The sequence below is a fragment of the Bacillus clarus genome (assembly GCF_000746925.1).
Lineage (GTDB): Bacteria > Bacillota > Bacilli > Bacillales > Bacillaceae_G > Bacillus_A > Bacillus_A clarus.
This window is the reverse complement of record NZ_JMQC01000008.1, coordinates 2232045-2252700: the sequence shown is the minus strand read 5'-3', so window position 1 is coordinate 2252700 and position 20656 is coordinate 2232045. Positions and strand designations below refer to the sequence as shown.

The following is a 20656-nucleotide window of genomic DNA, read 5'->3' as shown; positions in this document are numbered from 1 at the left end:
TGCAGCGAGGATTTAAAGGAGGAAAAAACATGAAAATATTGCATATGAATGCAGGAGCAGAGGATGGGGGAGGAAAGACACACATTATTTCACTTCTCGATCAGTTCTCAACTGATGAAGTAGAATTGGCAGTATTTGAAGATGGTATTGTTGCGAAAGAAGCGAGAGAACTAGGAATAAAAGTTCATGTGTTTTCACAAAAGTCTCGCTACGATTTATCCATTTTAAAAAATATAAGTGAATTTATTAACAAGGAAAAATTTGATATAGTCCACACGCATGGTCCTAGAGCAAACTTTTATGTTTCTCTTTTGAAAAAGAAAATCGCAGCGAAGTGGGTAACGACAATCCATAGTGATCCATTTCAAGATTTCACAAAGCAAGGCATAAAAGGATGGATTTTTACAAAGTTAAATTTAAAGGCTTTAAAGAATATAGATTTATTCTTTGTTGTCACAAATCGATTAAAATCAAGCTTAGCGCAAGTAGGTATTTCAAACGAAAAGATGCACGTTATTTATAATGGAATTGATTATGACAAGGAAAAAGCACAAGGTTATAATAAGCAAGAAATGTTTAATATTGATGAAGATGTGTTCACAGCAATTCAAGTGGCACGTTTGCATCCTGTTAAGGGACATGAAGTATTATTTGATGCATTGAAGCAAACAAAATTAACGAAAATTAAAGTGTTATTAGTAGGAGACGGCCCATTAGAAGAAGAGCTTAAGGCATTAGCTACTGAAAAAGGAATCAATGATAAAGTTGAGTTTTTAGGGCACCGTCAAGATGTGAAGCAACTATTTGCATCATCACATGTTAATTTATTAACATCTCATAGTGAAGGATTTCCACTAGTTTTATTAGAGGCAGCAAACCAGCGTGTACCATCTATTGTTACGAGGGCAGGGGAAATTGAACCATTGATTGCAGATGAAACATATGGCTGGATTGTACCAACGGGAGACGGTAAAGCGTTAGCGGGCGCATTAGAGGAAGCTTATGAGAAGTGGAAAACAGGCGAATTAGCTGTGATGGGAAAACATATTTACGAACATGCTGCAATGAATTTCTCATTACACAAATTATATGAAGATACGAAGGAAACGTATAAACAATTAATAGCTAAAAATCTTTAATAATAGGAAGGATTATAATTATGGTAGTACAAACAGTTGATATTTTGGGTGTTCCTTTCTCTACAATGACAATGGAAGAGACGGTCCAATATTTAATGAAGCAGTTAGAAACGGAACAACCCCATACTTTTCAAGTGGTAACGGCAAATCCAGAAATCGTTATGTGTGCAAAAAAAGATGAGAAATTCCATCAAACATTATTGAAAACAGAGTTAATTACGCCTGATGGTATTGGTGTTGTAAAAGCGAGTGGTATGTTAGGTACACCATTACAAGAGCGCGTAGCAGGATTTGATTTAATGTGTAATTTACTTGAAAAATTATCCGAAGAAAATAAGCAAGTATCTGTGTTCTTATTAGGGGCAAAGCCTCATGTTGTAAAAGGTGCAGCCGATCACTTAACAAAAACTTATTCAGCTGTATCGATTGTTGGTACACAGGACGGATATTTTAAGCAAGAAGAAGAAGAGAATATTATTTCACGCATTCAAGAAGCAAAACCTGATTTATTACTTGTAGCTCTTGGGTTCCCAAGGCAAGAAAACTTTATTCAAAATAATAAAGATCGCTTGCAAACGAAGATGGCTGTTGGTGTAGGCGGTAGTTTAGATGTATGGGCAGGGGAGGTAAAGCGTGCGCCGAAATGGATTCAAGCAATTCATTTAGAGTGGTTTTATCGATTATGTAGTAATCCAACACGCTGGCGTCGTCAGTTAGTGCTAGCTGAGTTTTTAAAAGAAGTAATGCGTTCGAAAAAGTAGCGAGATTTCGCTACTTTTTTATTTACCCTGGTTTAATGGATGATAATCTTATTCGTAGCTATTGATAAAACATTTACTTTCAGGGAATGATGAAGAAGAAATTTTACACGAAAGTATTTTACTTATACAATTCACACATGTAAAATGATGTGTAAAGACACCTGTGTAAGGAGGACTTCTTGTGGGCAAGGTAAAAGAAATTTCAAAGCGAAAGCTTCTTGGAATAGCGGGGCTTGGTTGGCTATTTGATGCGATGGATGTTGGAATGCTTTCATTTATCATTGTAGCATTGCAGAAAGAATGGGGATTAAGCAGCCAAGAGATGGGGTGGATAGGTAGCATTAACTCGATCGGAATGGCAGTTGGAGCACTTGTTTTTGGAATATTAGCAGATAAAATAGGACGAAAATCGGTCTTTATTATTACATTATTATTATTTTCTATCGGTAGTGGTTTAACAGCTTTAACAACGACATTAACGATGTTCCTTGTTTTGCGTTTCTTAATTGGGATGGGGCTCGGTGGAGAACTTCCAGTTGCATCTACTCTTGTATCAGAAAGCGTTGAAGCGCATGAACGCGGCAGAATAGTTGTGTTGTTAGAAAGTTTTTGGGCTGGTGGCTGGCTAATTGCGGCTCTTATTTCTTATTTTATTATTCCGAAGTACGGCTGGGAAGTTGCAATGGTATTAAGTGCAGTTCCAGCTCTATATGCTTTATATTTAAGATGGAATTTACCTGATTCACCAAGATTTGAAAAGGTTGAAAAAAGGCAGTCTGTTATTACAAATATAAAAGCGATTTGGTCTGGAGAATATCGTAAAGCAACAATTATGTTATGGGTTTTATGGTTTTGTGTGGTCTTCTCTTATTATGGAATGTTCCTTTGGTTACCGAGCGTAATGGTAATGAAAGGTTTTAGCTTAATAAAGAGTTTTCAGTATGTATTAATTATGACATTGGCACAGCTTCCAGGGTACTTTACAGCTGCCTGGTTTATTGAACGTCTTGGTCGTAAATTTGTCTTAGTTACGTATTTAGTTGGGACAGCATGCAGTGCTTACGTATTTGGAATCGCTGATTCGTTGACAACATTAATAGTTGCAGGGATGCTCCTCTCTTTCTTTAACTTGGGTGCATGGGGGGCATTATATGCTTATACACCTGAGCAATATCCGACAGTGATTCGAGGTACGGGTGCAGGAATGGCGGCAGCATTTGGTCGTATCGGTGGGATTCTTGGACCGTTATTAGTAGGTTATTTAGTTGCTTCACAATCCTCACTTTCGTTAATCTTTACTATTTTTTGTGGATCGATTTTAATCGGAGTACTTGCAGTAGTTGTACTTGGTCAGGAAACGAAGCAACGGGAGTTAGTATGAGGAGAAAAGGAAGCTGAAGAGGCTTCCTTTTTCTATTTATCTAATAAATAGTGGTATAGTAAAGAGAAAGTAAGGTTAGAAAAAGGGATTGTTTCTTACTAAAGCGAATGTATACAAAAGGACATATGTACAAAAGAATTAGGTGGTTGGATAAATGAAAATTTTAATTATCATGGAAGAAGCAGAAACCCGAGACAAATTAATTGAGGCATGTAAAGAAAATATGCGGAATGTGGAGTGTTTTGAAGCGAGAACAGGAATGGAATCTCTGCAAATTATGAAAAAACATACACCAGCTTTCGTTTTTTTAAATACGCAATTAGCAGATGGTACAGGATTTGAATTCTCCAACCTATTACAACAAATAAATTGTTATACGAAGTTTATTTTCGTTGGTAAGAATATAGAAGAGGCAATCACAGCCTTTCGTTTTCAAGCGTTTTATTATTTATTGCAACCATTTCATGAGGAAGATTTAAATTTTCTCCTATATAAAATGGAGAGCGAACTAGGAAAGAAAACAAGGAGTTCCTTGCGTAAACTTCCAATTGAGAGTCATGAAGGAATTACATATATTTTTCCGGAAAATATTATATATGTAAGTAAGAATAAAGAAAATAAAACAGTTTCTATTTATACAACCAATAATCAGTATATTTCAACATATACGCTTCAAGAATTAGAAAATAAATTAACTACATACGATTTTTTACGTGTCCATAAAAGTTACTTAATTAATATGAAATATGTGCAAGAGCTCAAACCTTATTATAACGGGACGTATAATCTTTATTTAGAAAGGTATGATGAGCAGCCGATTCCTGTGAGTAGAAACTATGTGAAACGACTTCGAAATAAAATCGAGCTATGACAGGTGATGAAAGAATTTCAACATGATAATGTAAAAATCCTTCATGATAAGGAGGATTCAAGTTAAATATTCAGAAAATTTAGTACAATCTCCTCTAAGGAGTAGTATTGGGGGGATTGTATGTGAAGATGTTGAAATCAATTTTACTTTGGGGGGTTATTGCTACCTTAGGGGCAGTCGCTTTTGGCGTAATAGCCTTATCGCAAGGTGAGACAATTAATGCGGTATGGCTTTTAGTGGCTGCTGTGTCAGTATATGCAATTGCTTATCGTTTTTATAGTAGGTTTATCGCTAGAAAAGTGTTTGATCTAGATAATAATCGGCAAACACCTGCTCATACGTTAAATGATGGGAAGGACTATGTACCGACGAATAAATGGGTATTATTCGGTCATCATTTTGCAGCGATTGCTGGTGCGGGGCCTCTAGTAGGACCGATTTTGGCAGCACAGATGGGATATTTACCAGGAACCATTTGGATTATTGTAGGAGTAGTGATTGCTGGTGCTGTACAAGATTTTGTAATTTTATTCGCTTCCATGAGACGTAACGGAAAATCATTAGGTGAAATGATTAAAGATGAGATTGGACCTGTTACAGGTTTGATTGCGATGATTGGTATTTTAGGGATTATGATTATTTTATTGGCGGTATTAGCTTTAGTAGTCGTGAAGGCACTTATAGGAAGTCCGTGGGGGATGTTTACAATTGCGGCAACGATTCCGATTGCGATTTTAATGGGAGTTTATATGCGATACATTCGTCCAGGAAAAGTTGGTGAAGGATCAGTTATTGGCATTATCTTACTTATCTTATCTCTTGTCGGAGGACAGTATGTAGCTGAAAATCCGACGCTTGCGAGCATGTTTACTTTTAGTGGTGAAACAATCGCTATTATGCTTATTGTATATGGATTTATCGCATCTGCATTACCAGTTTGGATGCTTCTAGCACCACGTGATTATTTAAGTACATTTTTAAAAGTTGGTACAATTGTTGGATTAGCAGTCGGTATTTTAATTGTAGCTCCAGATTTGCAAATGCCAGCTGTTTCTAAGTTTATTGATGGGACGGGGCCGGTGTTTTCTGGGAACCTATTTCCATTCTTATTTATTACAATTGCTTGCGGTGCTGTATCTGGATTCCACGCTCTAGTTTCTTCAGGTACTACGCCGAAAATGATTGAACAAGAAAATCACGCACAGCCAATTGGTTACGGAGCAATGTTAATGGAATCGTTCGTTGCCGCAATGGCAATGATTGCAGCTTGTGTATTAACACCAGGAACTTATTTCGCTATTAACAGTCCGGCGGCACTTATTGGAACGGATGTATCACAAGCAGCTCAGGTTATTTCTTCGTGGGGATTTGCTATTACACCTAATGAGTTAAAAGAACTTGCTGTTAATGTTGGGGAACAGACCATTTTATCACGCACAGGCGGTGCACCGACATTAGCAATTGGGATGGCATATATATTTTCACAAGTAATAGGTGGAACAGCGATGATGGCATTTTGGTACCATTTTGCCATTTTATTTGAAGCGTTGTTTATTTTAACAACAATTGATGCTGGAACACGTGTAGGTCGATTTATGATTCAAGATATTTTAGGACATGTGTATAAACCATTTGCAAAAACAGATTCTACATTAGCGAATGTTGTTGCAACGACATTATGCGTACTAGGCTGGGGATATTTCTTGTATCAAGGGGTAATAGATCCACTTGGTGGAATTAATACATTATGGCCACTCTTCGGTATTGCCAACCAAATGTTAGCTGGAATTGCGTTATTACTTGGAACGACAATTTTGTTCAAAATGGGGAAAAAGGCATATGTTTGGGTGACACTTATTCCAACAGTAGGATTACTTATTGTAACAATGACGGCTGGTTATCAAAAGCTATTTCATGAAAATCCAAAGATCGGATTTTTATCACATGCGAAGGTTTTTCAAGGTGCATTGGATGATGGAAAGATATTAGCGTCAGCTAAAAATGTCGCACAAATGAAACAAATTATTTTAAATGATTATATTGATGCAACACTTTGTGGAATCTTTATGTTAGTTGTAATTGCGGTGCTAATTGCAGCTATTCGAATTTGGATTCAAGTGTTGCAAAATAAGACAACACCTTTAAAAGAGGCACCATATATTCCAAGAAATGAAAGCGAGTCGAGAAATTATGCTTAAAGCGATCAGGAAAGTATGGGGAAGGAGAAAACAATTTATTAGTTTACTTGTTGGAGTTCCGAGCTATGAAACATATGTGAATCATATGAAATTGCATCACCCAGAAAAGCAAATTTTATGTCAAAAACAATTTTTTGCCGAGGCACAAGAAGCTAGATTTAATGCAAAGGGCGGAAAAATATCACGATGTTGTTAATGAAAAAGGAGCGGATTTCCGCTCCTTTTTTGTGTTTTTGTTGTTTCACGTGGAACAACAAAAACACAAAAAACTTTGGGAATTATAGGGATTTCGTATACAATAAAACAAGGAAAGGGAAAGATGGAAAAGAAAAGTAGGGAGATTATTTTATGTTAAGGGATTTATTTGTAAATACAACAATAATTCTTTCCTTTACCTTTGTTGGAGGGCAGCTTTTAAGGAGCATACCAATGCAAGAGGAATTCTCTTTTGCAAAGAAATGTACGGTAGGTATTTTTACTGGAATATTAAGTGTATTATTGATTTGTTTTGGTTTACATATTGAAGATATTATGTTGGATTTACGTCATTTAGCAGTTATTTTAGCAATTATGATTGGCGGACCGATAGCAAGTAGTATAACGGTTAGTATTATTTTAATAACTCGGCTATTTTTTACGGAGTATTCTTTAGCTTCTGAATTAGCTTGCTATACTATTGTTTTAATAGGGATAGGTAGTGTCTTGATTTCACGAATGAAAATTTCTATATTTGCAAAATGGATATGGTTACATGTGTATAGCTTATCTATTTTAGTAATTCCTCTTTATATATTATTTAAAGACATAGCTGTAGTAGGGTTATATTTAGTTTGTAGTATTATTACAGGTTATGTCACATTTGTAAGTACGAATTACGTATTACAATCAAATGAGTTATTTCAAACAATGAAACATTATGCAACGGTAGATGCATTAACAGGATTAGGGAATGTGAGACAGTTTGATTTAGAGATGAATCGCTATATTGGCAATAAACATATGAAAAACGATTCACTTTGTTTATTATTTATCGATATTGATTACTTTAAGTATATAAATGATACGTATGGTCACCCCGCTGGAGATGAAGTATTGAAACAAGTAGGGCATATTTTACGGGAGAATTCACCATTCTCAAATTTAGTATTTCGAAAGGGTGGAGAAGAGTTCGCACTTTTGCTACCAAGGAAGAGAATCGCGTATGGAATTCGTATAGGAGAGCAAATTCGTAAAGCAGTTGAAGCCCATTCGTTTCAACTATTAAATAGAAGAACAATTAAAATTACAGTTTCTGTAGGTGTTTCAGAGTACGAAAAGTCATCTGATCAAGTTATTCAATCAGCTGATGATGCATTATATTATTCTAAAAGAAATGGTAGAAACAAGGTTAGTTCAGCATCATAAAATTCATAGTAAAAAATAAAGCTATCAATTGATAGCTTTATTTTTTATATAAGTTCTTTTTTTGCAACGAATTTACGATATGCGCCGTGGTGTGTTGGCCCTACATATTCGTTAATTTTGAATGAATGGCGAATTGCAGCAGTGATGAATTCTTTCGCAGTTTTTACTGCTTCTTTCACTGATTTTCCTTTTGCAAGTTCTGCTGTAATTGCAGCAGAATATGTACAACCTGCACCATGTGTATTTGTCGTATCGATTTTTTCTGATTCTAGAAGATCGAATGTTTCTCCATCGTATAGGACGTCAATTGCAGTTTCTGTACCTAGTTTGCTACCGCCTTTAATTAGTACATATTTAGCACCTAAAGCATGGATTTTTTTCGCTGCTTCTTTCATGTCTTCAAGGGAATTAATTTTCACACCACTTAATTGATATGCTTCAAATAAGTTTGGTGTTACAACTAATGCTTTTGGAACAAGAACGTCGCGTAAGCAATCGTTTGTTTCAGGATGTAATGCTTCATCTGCGCCTTTACATACCATAACAGGGTCAACTACTACATTTTTAAAGTTATGCTTTTCGATTGTTTCAGCAACCATTTCGATAATTTCTACTGATCCAAGCATACCTGTTTTTAAAGCATCTACACCAACACCTTCAATTGTTGTTTCTAATTGTGGTTTTAATGTAGAAGCAGGGATAGGAAATACGTTATGTGCCCAACCGTTATGTGGATCCATTGTTACGATCGTTGTAAGAGATGTCATTCCGTATACACCAAGTTCTTGGAATGTTTTTAAATCAGCTTGTATACCAGCACCGCCACTTGTGTCAGAACCAGCGATTGTAAGTGCTTTATTTAATGTCATTAGGAAAGCCCCCTTAGGTGATATAGTGAAAACTACATTTTTCACCATTATAACAATGTTATGAGTAAGTACAAAGTGAAAAGTAGATGATTGTTTTAACGAGTATTGAATTTGTTACAATAAATAGTGAAAATCTTGTATGTAGGAGATGAACTATGTTTCAAGAAAATCGTACAAATGAATTAGTTATATTAAAGGAGATTGCAGAAACATTAAATACATCAAATGATACATATCATGTGTTACAAGCCGTATTAGAGAAACTATTGAGTGTAACTGGTTTAACAACGGGATGGATTTTTCTTGCAGATGAAAATGGTAGATATACGAAGTTAATTGATTATCAGTTACCAGAAGCACTTACATTTGAAAACAAACGGCCGATGTGTGAAGGAGAGTGCTGGTGTTTACGCCGCTTTGTAGAAGGGAAATTAGAGAGAGCTGTTAATATTATTGAATGTAAAAGAATTAATAATGCAATTGAATATAATTGGGGAGATACAGAAGGGATTTTGCATCATGCAACTGTGCCGTTAAAAGCCGGTGGAGAAGAATTTGGTGTGCTAAATGTAGCGAGTCCAGGTAAAACATATTTTTCTGAAGAAGAACTAGTATTACTACAATCGGTTGCGTTCCAAATTGGAACAGCTTTAAAACGAACGAAATTATATGAAAATGAAAAGAGAAGGGCCCACTATTATGTAAAGTTGGAGCACTTTATTCAAGCCTTAAGAAGGATTCATAAATTTAATATATTGCCCGATGAAGTTGTAAAGCAAGTGGGGGAAGTATTTCAATGGGAGCAAGTTGCTTTCTTTATTAGGGAGGAAGCGGAATTATCTGTGAGAGCCTTCTATAGTAAAAAGGAATTACAAGAAGATTTGAAGGTTGCAGCACGGGAAGCGTTGGAAAAAGATGAACCGGTTTTACTGAAACGTCAGGTTGGTAATATAGTACATCCTAATAGGGCGGTTATTGCTGCACCAATACATATTCAAAGTCATATATTTGGTGTTTTATGCGCTAGTTCAAATAATGGTGAATTTGATATACATACGATAGATGTGGTGCAAGCATTGACGAATCATATTTCATTAATGATAGAGAATGTAAGATTAAATGAGCAGCGCCGTGAACTTGTGCGAATGGAGGAGCGGAATCGTTTAGCTAGGGATTTGCATGATTCTGTTTCGCAAAAGCTATTTTCATTAACCTTTATGACAAAGGGGGCGGAAGCTGTTTTAAAAGGACGAAATGAAAAGGTAGACGAGTCCCTTTATGAGATGCGGGAGTTAGCACAAGGTGCTTTAAAAGAAATGAGGGCGTTGATTTGGCAACTTCGTCCAGCTGGATTAGAGAAAGGATTACTCCCAGCTTTAAAACAATATGGTGAGAACTTAGGATTGAAAATTCGGGAGCAGATTACTGGTGTGCGTGATTTACCACGTGTAATAGAAGAGACGTTATGGCGTATTGGACAAGAGGCATTAAATAACGTAAGTAAGCATGCTGGTGTAAGAGAAGCTACGATTTATTTTAAAGTAACTGAGAAGAATGTATCATTAGAGATAACTGACCAAGGAAATGGTTTTATAGAAAAGGACGTAAAAGAAAAGAAGTCGCTTGGTATGACAACAATGCGCGAAAGAGTAGAATTAATTGGTGGAACAATTAAAATTGTAAGTGGAAAAAAAAGAACGAGTGTAAAAGTGAACGTACCATTATGATGTGAAAATGAGGGAAGTTTGTGAAAATAAAAGTATTATTAGTTGATGATCATACAGTGGTTTTAAAAGGCTTAGCGTTTTTTTTAAGCACGCAAGAAGACTTTGAGTTAGTTGGAGAAGCGAATAATGGGAAAGAAGCGTTAGTAAAAGTTTGTGAAACGAATCCAGATGTTGTACTAATGGATTTATATATGCCTGAGATGGATGGAGTTGAAGCAACAGCTTGTATGAAAAAGGAACATCCTGATGTGAAAGTAATCGTGTTAACGAGTTTTTCTGATCAAGCGCATGTTTTGCCAGCATTAAAGGCAGGAGCGAGCGGATATATTTTAAAAGATGTAGAACCAGATCAGCTTGTTGAAGCAATTCGTAGTGCGTATAAAGGAAATATCCAACTCCATCCTGACATAGCAAACGCTCTTCTTTCTCAGACGTTACCGGAGGAAGAGAAAGAAGAAACATCGACAATTCATATAGAGGTACTAACAGCAAGAGAAAATGAAGTGTTGCAACTATTGGCAAAAGGGATGAGTAATAAAGAAATAGCATCTGTTTTAGTGATTACAGAAAAAACGGTAAAAGCTCATGTAAGTAGTATTTTAAGCAAGTTACATTTATCAGATCGAACACAAGCAGCGTTATATGCAGTGAAAAACGGAATGGTATAAGACAAAAGTCGTAAGACCTAGTTCGCCTTTAGAAGGTGGACTTTTTTTATGGAAAGATACGTCTATGTGAGGAAGAAATAGATGAGGTATGAGGATAGAATGTACTAGTAAGCAACAACAATTACAAGGGATTATCCCTTTTTCGTAAGTAATATATAACAACGTAAGAGTGAGTAATAGGAGGAAAAGAGCATGACAACAGTTTTATTTGTAAAAGCAAACAACCGCCCAGTGGAACAAGCAGTTAGCGTAAAATTATATGAAACATTTTTAGCGAGTTATAAAGAAGCACATCCAAATGATACAGTAGTAGAACTTGATTTATATAAAGAAGAATTACCGTATGTAGGCGTGGATATGATTAACGGTACATTCAAAGCAGGTAAAGGATTTGACTTAACAGCAGAGGAAGAAAAAGCAGTTGCTGTTGCAGATAAATATTTAAATCAATTCCTTGAAGCTGATAAAGTAGTCCTTGGTTTCCCATTATGGAATTTAACGATTCCAGCTGTATTGCACACGTATATTGATTACTTAAACCGCGCTGGTAAAACGTTCAAGTATACACCAGAAGGCCCAGTAGGACTTATTGGAGATAAAAAGATTGCATTATTAAATGCACGCGGCGGCGTATATTCTGAAGGTCCAGCAGCAGAAGTTGAAATGGCTGTTAAATATGTAGCGAGCATGATGGGCTTCTTCGGTGCAACGAATATGGAAACGGTAGTTATTGAAGGACATAATCAATTCCCAGATAAAGCGGAAGAAATCATTGCATCAGGTCTTGAAGAAGCTACTAAAGTAGCAAGCAAATTTTAATTAAAAATATAATCGTCACTCAAAAAAGAAGCATTAACATGTAAACGTTAATGCTTCTTTTTTATCTTGTAAGTTCATCAGCAAGTTTCTCTAATTGCTTTCGATTTTGTATGTAATAGGTTCTTCCTTCTTTTTTTAAGTAGTTTTGCTGGCAAAATTGGTTAAGCACGTATAGGAGATGGCGGTAACTGACGTTTAAATATTCAGAGGCCTCTGTATGCTTTTCGATATAACAATTATTTTGTTCTGTTAATAAAATAAACGCAGCGAATCGATTTTCAAAAGGATAACTATAATTTTTTGCATAGTTTTCTGTTCTAGTAATTGTTTTCTCCCCGATAAATTTGCATAATCGATGTAAAAAGGTAGCATCTTGTAATAAAAGAGGACGGCAATCTTTAAGAGGAAGAGCTAGGCAAGTGCACTCTTCTATCGCTTCAATCCCTTTCGTAACAGATTCTACGCCAATTAATCCTAATTCTCCAATGAACGAAGGCGCTTTAATAAAATTAATCAAGGATACTTTCCCGTTTTTATGAGTCATATATATTTTCGCTTTTCCGGAGATTAAGTAATAGAGATAAGGAATATCAGTCCCTTCACTACATAGTGTTTCTTTCTTTTGAAAAGAGTGTATTTCTGTATATGGTAAAACATCAAATGAAAAGAGTGTTTGGAAGTTATATGCTTGTATATAATGGTGGATTTCTTTGCTATTTTTGCTGATTTTCATGCTTTCACCTCATATTTAGTATGAGATATCTCCTATTATTTTTACAAGAAAGAATGATACGATTTATTGAAAATAGTTTTTGTAGAAAAGAGAGTGTGAAGGGGATTATGAAAAAATATACAACATTATTATTTGATGTAGATGATACATTATTAGATTTCCAAAAGGCTGAAAAAACGGCGTTACGTATGCTTTTTGAGGAGAAAAATATTCCTTTAACAGCTGAAATTGAAGCTCATTATAAAAAAGTAAATAAAGGGCTTTGGGATGCTTTTGAAGAAGGGAAAATAAATCGAGATGAAGTAGTAAATACACGATTCTCGACTTTATTTAAAGAGTATGGGCAAGAAGTGGATGGAATTCTATTTGAAGAAAACTATCGTAGTTATTTAGAAGAAGGGGATCAACTTATTCAGGGCGCCTTTGAATTTATACAAAATATTCAAAATGAATATGATTTATATATTGTGACAAATGGTGTTTCAAAAACACAAGATAAACGTCTGCGTAATGCGGGATTACATCTGCTTTTTAAAGATATTTTCGTTTCTGAAGATACGGGCTTTCAAAAGCCAATGAAAGAGTACTTTGATTATGTTTTTGAACGAATTCCTGATTTTTCCGTTAAGAAAGGACTTATTATTGGAGATTCGCTAAATGCGGATATTAAAGGGGGGTATTTAGCAGGGCTAGATACTTGTTGGTTTAATCCTGAAAAGAAATCGAATCATAGCGGAATTGTGCCGACTTATGAGGTGCAAAGTTTTGATGAGTTGTATGATTTGTTAAAGTTGAGTGTATAAAGGTTAGTAGGCAGTGGGGCTAAAGAAGCCCTACCGCTTACTAATATTTCATTCTATATTTTCACTAAAATTTTTGTTTTCATTATGTTTAGGGAGTGGAAATGCATTTCCAATCGCTGCTGCTCCAAGCATCGGTAATAATAAATTGAGCGGGAAGAACATGAGTAGTAATAATGTTACAGCTATCGGCTTTCTTAATGCATAACTTGAAATAGCCGTCGTTACAATAGCTACAGAAGCAATTGGATCTATAGGTAGAATAGAAGCTATAGCATATCCAATACTTGCCCCGGAAAATATAATTGGAAAAATGTGTCCGCCGCGCCAGCCCGTATTTAAACAAACTGCAGTTATACATAACTTTAAAATCCCTGAAAGGAAGAGCACCCAAAAGGATAAATTGGTCCATTCAACTACTAATTCTTTTAATTGATGCTCCCCTGAAAATAATGTGTATGGGAGAAAAGTTCCTGCAATGCCTAAAAGAGTACCGCCTATAATTCCGAGTGATAGTTTGTAGTCTCGAAAAGGATGGATTATTTTTTCTAACGTAAACTCTAGCTTAAAGTAAAAGAACCCTATTATAGCACCAATACTAGCAAGTGGCAGAAAGGCAATCCATTCATTGAGGGAAAGAGAACCTTCGCCAAAGTTAACAATAAAAGATCCTCGATTATCAAATTTACTGAGCAATAAATAAACGGAAAACCCAGCAAAGGTAGTAGCTAAATATACAATTGCTTTTTTTCCTTTGGAAAACCCAGCAAGCTGCTCACCTTCATTTTCATTTGGAGCTAAATAACCGAATAATGGTGCGTTGAAAATAACACTTAAAGTAGCACCAATTCCAACTTCTGTTAGTTCTTGTATTCCTTTCAAAGCAAATTTAAAGCGATCGCCAACCCATGTGCAAAGACCACCTATAATTCCAACAAGTGCTGCTTCTGGGCCTAGACTTGCCCCAAATATTAAAACAATAATTGCAGTTAAGGTAGCTTGATGTATAACATGGTATTCAATTCTACCTGTTTTTTTATATTCGGCCATTACTTCTGGCATAAGACGTGGATATGTACCAAAGTATTTTTGTGACAACCCAACAAGGATACCGCCGATTATTGTTACACAAATTGTGTAATAAGGAGGAGAAGCGAAGAGTTCAGCTAAATATCCCCAAATAAAATGGATCCCAAAGTTTATCGTAACTAAAAATAACCAAACTGTTGCACCAACGATAGAGCCTAAAAGTATGCCGTATAGGACAAGTATATAGTGCATGTTTTTTTTAACTGTCATGTTATACCTCCGTTATGTTCATTTTGATGTGAAAAAGATTAGGTATGTTAGTAGGAAGTGAGTTGAATACGTATAGTATCTTTTTAAGAGACGGACCTATTCGAATCAAATTAGCAATGGGTATTACGATTCCATGAGGATTTGAAATCTTTTTATATGATGTAGCTTTGTTGAACATATAATGTGAGTTAATTTATTTATTTAATTTTATATAGTGAGTGGAACTTTTGGAAGGTATTTTTCATATGAAAATGGAATATATTTCTTTTGTGATCTATATGGTAGGATAATTAAATCGTTAACATTTATTTTAGAACATTCAGAAAAAATGTTTGACAGTAGGAAATTATTGCTATAAAATCAACGGTAATTGCATAGTCTTATCAAGAAAAGGTGGAGGGACAGGCCCGATGAAACCTTGGCAACAGCCGAATAACGGAATTGTGCCAAATCCTGCAGGTAATAGCCCTGAGAGATAAGAAAGAGACTTTAGAGCGTGTTTTCAAACTGCTTCTTTCTTATTTAGGAAAGGAGCAGTTTTTTATTTTGTATAAAAAGAAAGGAGAATGAGAGATGGGAGAATCATGGGGAAAGGGAACTATTTGTGTGCAAGGTGGCTATACACCAAAAAATGGTGAGCCACGCGTTCTACCACTTTATCAAAGTACAACGTATAAATATGATACTTCAGATGATTTGGCAGCATTATTTAATTTAGAGGCAGAAGGCAATATTTATACACGTATTGGGAATCCCACACTCGCTGCATTTGAGCATAAATTATCGGAATTAGAAGGCGGTGTAGGGGCCGTCGCAACAGCTTCAGGGCAGGCGGCTATTATGCTGGCAGTTTTAAATATTTGTAGTAGTGGAGACCATCTTCTTTGTTCTTCAACAGTTTACGGTGGGACGTTTAATTTATTTGGAGTAAGTTTACGTAAGCTTGGTATTGATGTTACATTTTTTAATCCAAACTTAACGTCTGATAAAATCGTAGCGCTTGCTAATGATAAGACGAAACTTATTTATGCAGAATCATTAGGGAATCCGGCAATGAATGTATTAAACTTTAAGGAATTTTCGGAGGCGGCAAAAGAGCTAGAAGTACCTTTTATCGTTGATAACACATTAGCGACACCTTATTTATGCCAAGCGTTTGAATATGGAGCAAATATTATCGTTCATTCTACGACGAAATACATTGATGGCCACGCGAGCTCATTAGGCGGCATTGTTATTGATGGAGGAAACTTTGATTGGACGAAAGGAAAATATCCGGAGCTTGTTGAGCCTGATCTGAGTTATCACGGTGTAAGCTATGTACAAAATTTTGGAGCGGCAGCTTATATTGTGAAAGCTCGCGTTCAATTATTAAGAGACTATGGAAACTGTATGAGCCCATTCAATGCCTATATTAGCAATATTGGCTTAGAAACATTGCATTTAAGAATGGAGCGTCATAGTGAAAATGCTCTTGCTGTTGCAAAGTGGCTTGCTAATCATGAACGTATTGAATGGGTGAATTATCCGGGATTAGATAGTAATGAAAACTATTCATTAGCACAAAAATATTTAGCGAAAGGTGCTAGTGGCGTCTTAACATTTGGTATTAAAGGCGGATTAGAGTCTGCAAAAGAGTTTATCGCAAATGTGAAGCTAGCGACTCTCGTAACACATGTAGCAGATGCGAGAACTTGCGTCATTCATCCTGCTAGTACAACGCATAGACAATTAAGTGAAGAAGACCAGCGTTTAGCGGGTGTTACATCCGATTTAATTCGCTTGTCGGTCGGTATAGAAGATGTTTCTGATATTATTGCAGATTTAGAAGCGGCGCTAGTCGGAGGCAAACAACATGCCGATTATAATTGATAAAGATTTACCAGCTCGCAAAGTATTACAAAAGGAAAATATTTTTGTAATGACGAAGGAGCGAGCAGAAACACAAGATATACGTGCTTTGAAAATTGCTATATTAAATTTAATGCCTACAAAGCAAGAAACAGAGGCGCAATTACTTCGTTTAATTGGAAATACACCGTTGCAACTAGATGTTCATTTACTGCATATGGAATCGCATCTGTCTCGCAATGTAGCGCAGGACCATTTAACGAGCTTCTATAAAACATTCCGTGATATTGAAAACGAAAAATTTGATGGGCTCATTATTACAGGAGCACCAGTTGAAACTCTTTCTTTTGAAGAAGTAGATTATTGGGAAGAGCTTGGACGTATTATGGAGTATTCAAAAACGAATGTAACATCTACGCTTCATATTTGTTGGGGGGCACAAGCAGGTTTGTATTATCACTATGGTGTTCCGAAGTATCCTCTTGCTGAAAAAATGTTTGGTGTATTTGAACATGAGGTTCGCGAGCAACATGTGAAATTGTTACAAGGGTTTGATGAAGTATTTTTTGCCCCGCATTCTCGTCATACAGAAGTACGAGAGAGTGATATTGAAAAAGTGAAAGAATTAACGTTATTAGCAAATTCTGAAGAAGCGGGTGTTCATCTTGTTATTGGGCAAGAGGGAAGGCAAGTTTTTGCACTCGGACATAGTGAATATAGCTGTGATACGTTAAAGCAAGAATACGAACGAGATCGTCAAAAAGGGTTAAATATTGATGTACCAAAAAATTATTTTAAACATAATAATCCAGATGAGAAGCCACTTGTTAGGTGGAGGAGTCATGGGAATTTATTATTTTCTAATTGGTTGAATTATTACGTGTATCAAGAAACCCCTTATATATTGAAATGATGATTGTGTAACACGTGGTAGCGTTTTCTTTGTAAAGATTACCCTTTATTTTTCTGAATGTTCAAAATACATTGTTTTTCAGATTTTTTGTTTATATAATGGCATCTAAACACAATTTTTGAGGGGTGGACAGTATTATGAAAGAAATTCAAGTGGGGTTATTAGGTCTTGGGACAGTTGGTAGTGGTGTAGTTCGTATTATTACAGATCATCAAGAACGACTTATACACCAAGTAGGTTGTCCAGTGAAGGTAACAAAAGTGCTAGTACAAAATATTGAGAAAGAGAGAGAGGTCGAGGTACCTTTTACTCTATTAACACAAAATGCGAATGAAATTTTAGATAATCCAAATATTGATGTTGTCATTGAAGTAATGGGTGGAATTGATGACGCAAAAGCATATATTTTACAAGCTTTAAATAGTGGGAAGCACGTTGTGACTGCAAATAAAGATTTAATGGCGTTACACGGGGCAGAACTATTAGCGGTAGCAAAAGATAATAAGGCTGATTTGTTTTATGAAGCTAGTGTGGCTGGGGGAATTCCAATTTTACGAAGTATTGTAGAAGGGCTTTCTTCAGATCTTATTACGAAAGTAATGGGAATTGTAAATGGAACGACAAATTTTATTTTGACGAAAATGTCAGACGAAGGGAGAGCATATAACGACGTGTTAAAAGAAGCTCAGCAGCTTGGATTTGCAGAAGCAGATCCAACATCAGACGTAGAAGGTTTAGATGCAGCAAGAAAAATGACGATTTTGGCTACTCTCGGTTTCTCTACAAATGTAGAGCTTGGAGATGTGAAGGTAAAAGGAATTACTTCCATTACAGAAGAAGACATTGAATATAGTAAGAGCTTAGGATACACGATTAAATTAATCGGTCTCGCAAAGCGAGATGGCGAAAAATTGGAGGTTACAGTTGAACCAACTTTACTTCCAAATACACATCCTCTTGCGGCAGTGCAAAATGAATATAATGCTGTATATGTGTATGGTGAAGCAGTAGGAGAAACGATGTTTTATGGACCGGGAGCAGGAAGCTTACCGACAGCGACAGCTGTTGTTTCTGACTTAGTTGCTGTAATGCAAAACATTAGGCTAGGTGTAAACGGAAATAGTGCGGTATCGCCGCAGTATAAAAAAGTATTAAAAGAGCCAGATGAAATTGTTGTGAAAAAGTTTTTAAGACTTCATGTGAAAGACGAAATTGGTGTGTTTGCAAAAATTACGTCATTGTTCTCTGAGCGCGGTGTTAGTTTTGAAAAGATTATTCAAATGCCACTTGAAGAGAAAGGAAAAGCAGAAATCGTAATTGTAACGCATCGTGCTTCTCTTGCGGATTACGAGTACATTCTACATACATTGCAATCGTATGAAGAAATAGATTGTGTGAAAGCGGACTATCGAATCGAAGGGGATGCTAAGTAGTATTTCCTATAAAAAAACGAAAAAACCTATTAAGCAGCTTGCTTAATAGGTTTTTTTCTATTTAAAATCTGCGTGCCAACTTGTATAAATGCTTGAATAATCCAACCTGTTGTAAAGGATAAGATAATTGTTCCGAAATAGATTGGTCCATCTAATAAGAAGCTTAATGTTAAAAATAAAAGAGCTAATGAAATTTCAGTTCTTCTGAATGTCCATTTTTTCTTCTCGGCAACAGTTAAAACGAAAGCTTCTTGAGGTGCAGCGCAAAGGTTTGTAGAGACGTAAAGACCGATTCCAGCTCCGACGAATAGATTTCCGCAAATAAGTGTTATATATTTTGGAAGAGAGCGAATGAAATCCATAATCATTGTAATAGAACCGATCCAATCTACAAAAACAGAAATAAGAACCATCGTTACAATCGTGCCGAGTGTAATTTGTTTCTTATTCCAAAAGAGCACAATCAGTGTAAAGGCGAAATTAATCATAAAAATCCAAAAACCGATACTTATTCCGAAATTTTGATATAGTGCAATAAAGAAGGAATCATAAGGGCTAAGTCCAAAGGAAGTAATTGTCGTCATCATATTAATACCGATGGAGAGAATGAGTAAACCGCCAATGAAAAATATATATTCTAATTTGAATCGAAGCATAGTTGTATATCCTTTCTAAAACGTATTTGCTAGGAAAGGATATATTGTGGAAAGCTTACCAGGTCAAGTGAGAATTTCTGCGAAAAGGGGAGAATGAGATGACTAATATAAGAAAGATTGCTGAACTTGCTGGGGTATCTGTTTCAACTGTTTCACGTGTACTTAATAATCATCCATACGTAAATGAACAGAAGCGAAAAGAAATTTTAGCGATTATAGAAGAGTTAAATTATACACAAAATGTAAATGCGATTCATTTAGTGAAAGGAAAAACAAATGTTATTGGTGTTTTATTGCCGCACGTAAATGATCAATATTATAGCGCGATTATTGAGGGAGTATCAAAGGAAACAGCACAGAATAATTATAATATGATGCTTTGTCAGACAAATTATAGTGAAGAGAAAGAGCTTGAAGTTTTACATATGTTAAAAATGAAAAAACTTGATGGAGTTATTATATGTTCGAGGACGAATATTCAAGAAAAACTCGAAGAATATACGAAGTTTGGCCCGATTGTAACGTGCGAAGAAATAGAATCGAAATGTATTGGGAGCGTACATATTGATTACTATAAAGTATTTTCACAAGGAATGAGATATTTGATAGATGCGGGTCATACTCATATTGGATATTGTATTGGAAGAGAGAATAGTATTAATAGTCAAAGGCGAAAACAAGCATATGAGGATGCTCTTCAACATATTTCCGTAGCTTCTTTAGATAATTGGAAATTTAAAGGGTGTTTTGTGGTGGAAGATGGGCGCAATGTAATAAGAGCGTGGCTTAATATGCGAGTAAAACCGACAGCTTTTCTTGTTTCTTGTAATCATATTGCAGCAGGTATGGTGACAGAGGCAAAAAAACATGGAGTTCGTATTCCAGAGGAGCTTACAATTATCGGATGCGATGATCAAGAAGTAGCGGATATAGTAGGAATTACAACGATTTCTCACTCTAGTAAAGAAGTTGGTATAAAAGCATTCGAATTACTGTATGAAAAAATTAATGATGTAAAATTAGGCGTGAAACATATAGAGTTGTTGCCACAACTTATAGAGAGGGAAACGACATAATAAGGAAGGTGCGAAAATCGCTTTTCAAAAATTCATTTGGTATAATTATGGACAATCT

At 35.7% G+C, this 20656-nt stretch carries 19 protein-coding genes and 1 riboswitch; of the genes, 15 read left to right on the top strand and 4 right to left on the bottom strand.

Annotated elements, in window-relative coordinates; translation table 11 throughout:
- Window positions 1-29 precede the first annotated feature (29 nt).
- From DJ93_RS12480 to DJ93_RS12450, 7 genes are all read left to right on the top strand, one after another.
- On the top strand, window positions 30-1139 hold the full coding sequence (locus tag DJ93_RS12480) for a glycosyltransferase family 4 protein (RefSeq protein ID WP_042981165.1): 1110 nt from the start codon (window positions 30-32) through the stop codon (window positions 1137-1139).
- A 20-nt stretch (window positions 1140-1159) separates the two neighbouring features.
- Window positions 1160-1900, top strand: coding sequence for a WecB/TagA/CpsF family glycosyltransferase (locus tag DJ93_RS12475; protein ID WP_042981164.1), 741 nt, complete (start codon window positions 1160-1162; stop codon window positions 1898-1900).
- Between the two features lie 181 nt (window positions 1901-2081).
- Window positions 2082-3281, top strand: a complete 1200-nt coding sequence (locus DJ93_RS12470; protein WP_042981162.1) for an MFS transporter — start codon at window positions 2082-2084, stop codon at window positions 3279-3281.
- Window positions 3282-3435: 154 nt separating this feature from the next.
- Window positions 3436-4152: a LytR/AlgR family response regulator transcription factor gene (locus DJ93_RS12465; protein WP_042981161.1), complete on the top strand. Its 717-nt coding sequence runs from the start codon at window positions 3436-3438 to the stop codon at window positions 4150-4152.
- 122 nt (window positions 4153-4274) lie between these two features.
- Entirely contained in the window at window positions 4275-6350 is a 2076-nt protein-coding gene (gene cstA / locus DJ93_RS12460) for a carbon starvation protein CstA (RefSeq protein WP_042981160.1), read from the top strand.
- Window positions 6343-6546, top strand: coding sequence for a YbdD/YjiX family protein (locus DJ93_RS12455; protein WP_042984195.1), 204 nt, complete (start codon window positions 6343-6345; stop codon window positions 6544-6546). Before cstA ends, DJ93_RS12455 begins: the two co-directional genes overlap by 8 nt.
- 152 nt (window positions 6547-6698) lie before the next feature.
- On the top strand, window positions 6699-7754 hold the full coding sequence (locus tag DJ93_RS12450; protein ID WP_042981158.1) for a GGDEF domain-containing protein: 1056 nt from the start codon (window positions 6699-6701) through the stop codon (window positions 7752-7754).
- Window positions 7755-7798: 44 nt separating this feature from the next.
- Here DJ93_RS12450 and pdxK read toward each other — a convergent pair whose 3' ends face one another.
- A complete protein-coding gene (gene pdxK, locus DJ93_RS12445; protein ID WP_042981157.1) occupies window positions 7799-8623 on the bottom strand; it encodes a pyridoxine/pyridoxal/pyridoxamine kinase in 825 nt (274 codons plus the stop codon).
- Between the two features lie 155 nt (window positions 8624-8778).
- Between pdxK and DJ93_RS12440 the strand changes: the two genes are divergently transcribed.
- The 3 genes from DJ93_RS12440 (at window position 8779) to DJ93_RS12430 (ending at window position 11837) form a co-directional block, all read left to right on the top strand.
- Complete coding sequence (locus DJ93_RS12440; protein ID WP_042981155.1) at window positions 8779-10350, top strand: sensor histidine kinase; 1572 nt, start codon at window positions 8779-8781, stop codon at window positions 10348-10350.
- 20 nt (window positions 10351-10370) lie between these two features.
- A complete protein-coding gene (locus DJ93_RS12435; RefSeq protein ID WP_042981154.1) occupies window positions 10371-11018 on the top strand; it encodes a response regulator in 648 nt (215 codons plus the stop codon).
- Between the two features lie 192 nt (window positions 11019-11210).
- On the top strand, window positions 11211-11837 hold the full coding sequence (locus DJ93_RS12430) for an FMN-dependent NADH-azoreductase (protein WP_042981153.1): 627 nt from the start codon (window positions 11211-11213) through the stop codon (window positions 11835-11837).
- Between the two features lie 61 nt (window positions 11838-11898).
- Here the strand turns inward: DJ93_RS12430 and DJ93_RS12425 are convergent, their stop codons facing one another.
- Entirely contained in the window at window positions 11899-12570 is a 672-nt protein-coding gene (locus DJ93_RS12425; RefSeq protein WP_042981151.1) for a transcriptional regulator YeiL, read from the bottom strand.
- A gap of 107 nt (window positions 12571-12677) precedes the next feature.
- Here DJ93_RS12425 and DJ93_RS12420 point away from each other — a divergent pair, with 107 nt between their 5' ends.
- A complete protein-coding gene (locus tag DJ93_RS12420; protein WP_042981150.1) occupies window positions 12678-13373 on the top strand; it encodes a YjjG family noncanonical pyrimidine nucleotidase in 696 nt (231 codons plus the stop codon).
- 48 nt (window positions 13374-13421) lie between these two features.
- On the opposite strand, the gene DJ93_RS12415 is transcribed toward DJ93_RS12420, so the two are convergent.
- Window positions 13422-14669 (bottom strand): chloride channel protein, encoded by a 1248-nt coding sequence (locus DJ93_RS12415; RefSeq protein ID WP_042981149.1) that lies wholly within the window; start codon window positions 14667-14669, stop codon window positions 13422-13424.
- Window positions 14670-15046: 377 nt separating this feature from the next.
- Window positions 15047-15151: riboswitch (SAM riboswitch) on the top strand.
- A 91-nt stretch (window positions 15152-15242) separates the two neighbouring features.
- On the opposite strand from DJ93_RS12415, the gene DJ93_RS12410 reads away from it, so the two are divergent.
- The 3 genes from DJ93_RS12410 to DJ93_RS12400 all read left to right on the top strand — a co-directional run bounded on the left by DJ93_RS12410 (window position 15243) and on the right by DJ93_RS12400 (window position 18866).
- Window positions 15243-16541: a bifunctional O-acetylhomoserine aminocarboxypropyltransferase/cysteine synthase gene (locus DJ93_RS12410; protein WP_042981147.1), complete on the top strand. Its 1299-nt coding sequence runs from the start codon at window positions 15243-15245 to the stop codon at window positions 16539-16541.
- A complete protein-coding gene (metA, locus tag DJ93_RS12405; protein ID WP_042981146.1) occupies window positions 16525-17433 on the top strand; it encodes a homoserine O-acetyltransferase MetA in 909 nt (302 codons plus the stop codon). Before DJ93_RS12410 ends, metA begins: the two co-directional genes overlap by 17 nt.
- Before the next feature lie 137 nt (window positions 17434-17570).
- Window positions 17571-18866, top strand: coding sequence for a homoserine dehydrogenase (locus tag DJ93_RS12400; RefSeq protein WP_042981145.1), 1296 nt, complete (start codon window positions 17571-17573; stop codon window positions 18864-18866).
- A 29-nt stretch (window positions 18867-18895) separates the two neighbouring features.
- On the opposite strand, the gene DJ93_RS12395 is transcribed toward DJ93_RS12400, so the two are convergent.
- Window positions 18896-19522, bottom strand: coding sequence for a YczE/YyaS/YitT family protein (locus tag DJ93_RS12395; RefSeq protein WP_042981143.1), 627 nt, complete (start codon window positions 19520-19522; stop codon window positions 18896-18898).
- A gap of 98 nt (window positions 19523-19620) precedes the next feature.
- Here DJ93_RS12395 and DJ93_RS12390 point away from each other — a divergent pair, with 98 nt between their 5' ends.
- Window positions 19621-20598 (top strand): LacI family DNA-binding transcriptional regulator, encoded by a 978-nt coding sequence (locus tag DJ93_RS12390; protein WP_042981142.1) that lies wholly within the window; start codon window positions 19621-19623, stop codon window positions 20596-20598.
- Window positions 20599-20656: the final 58 nt, after the last annotated feature.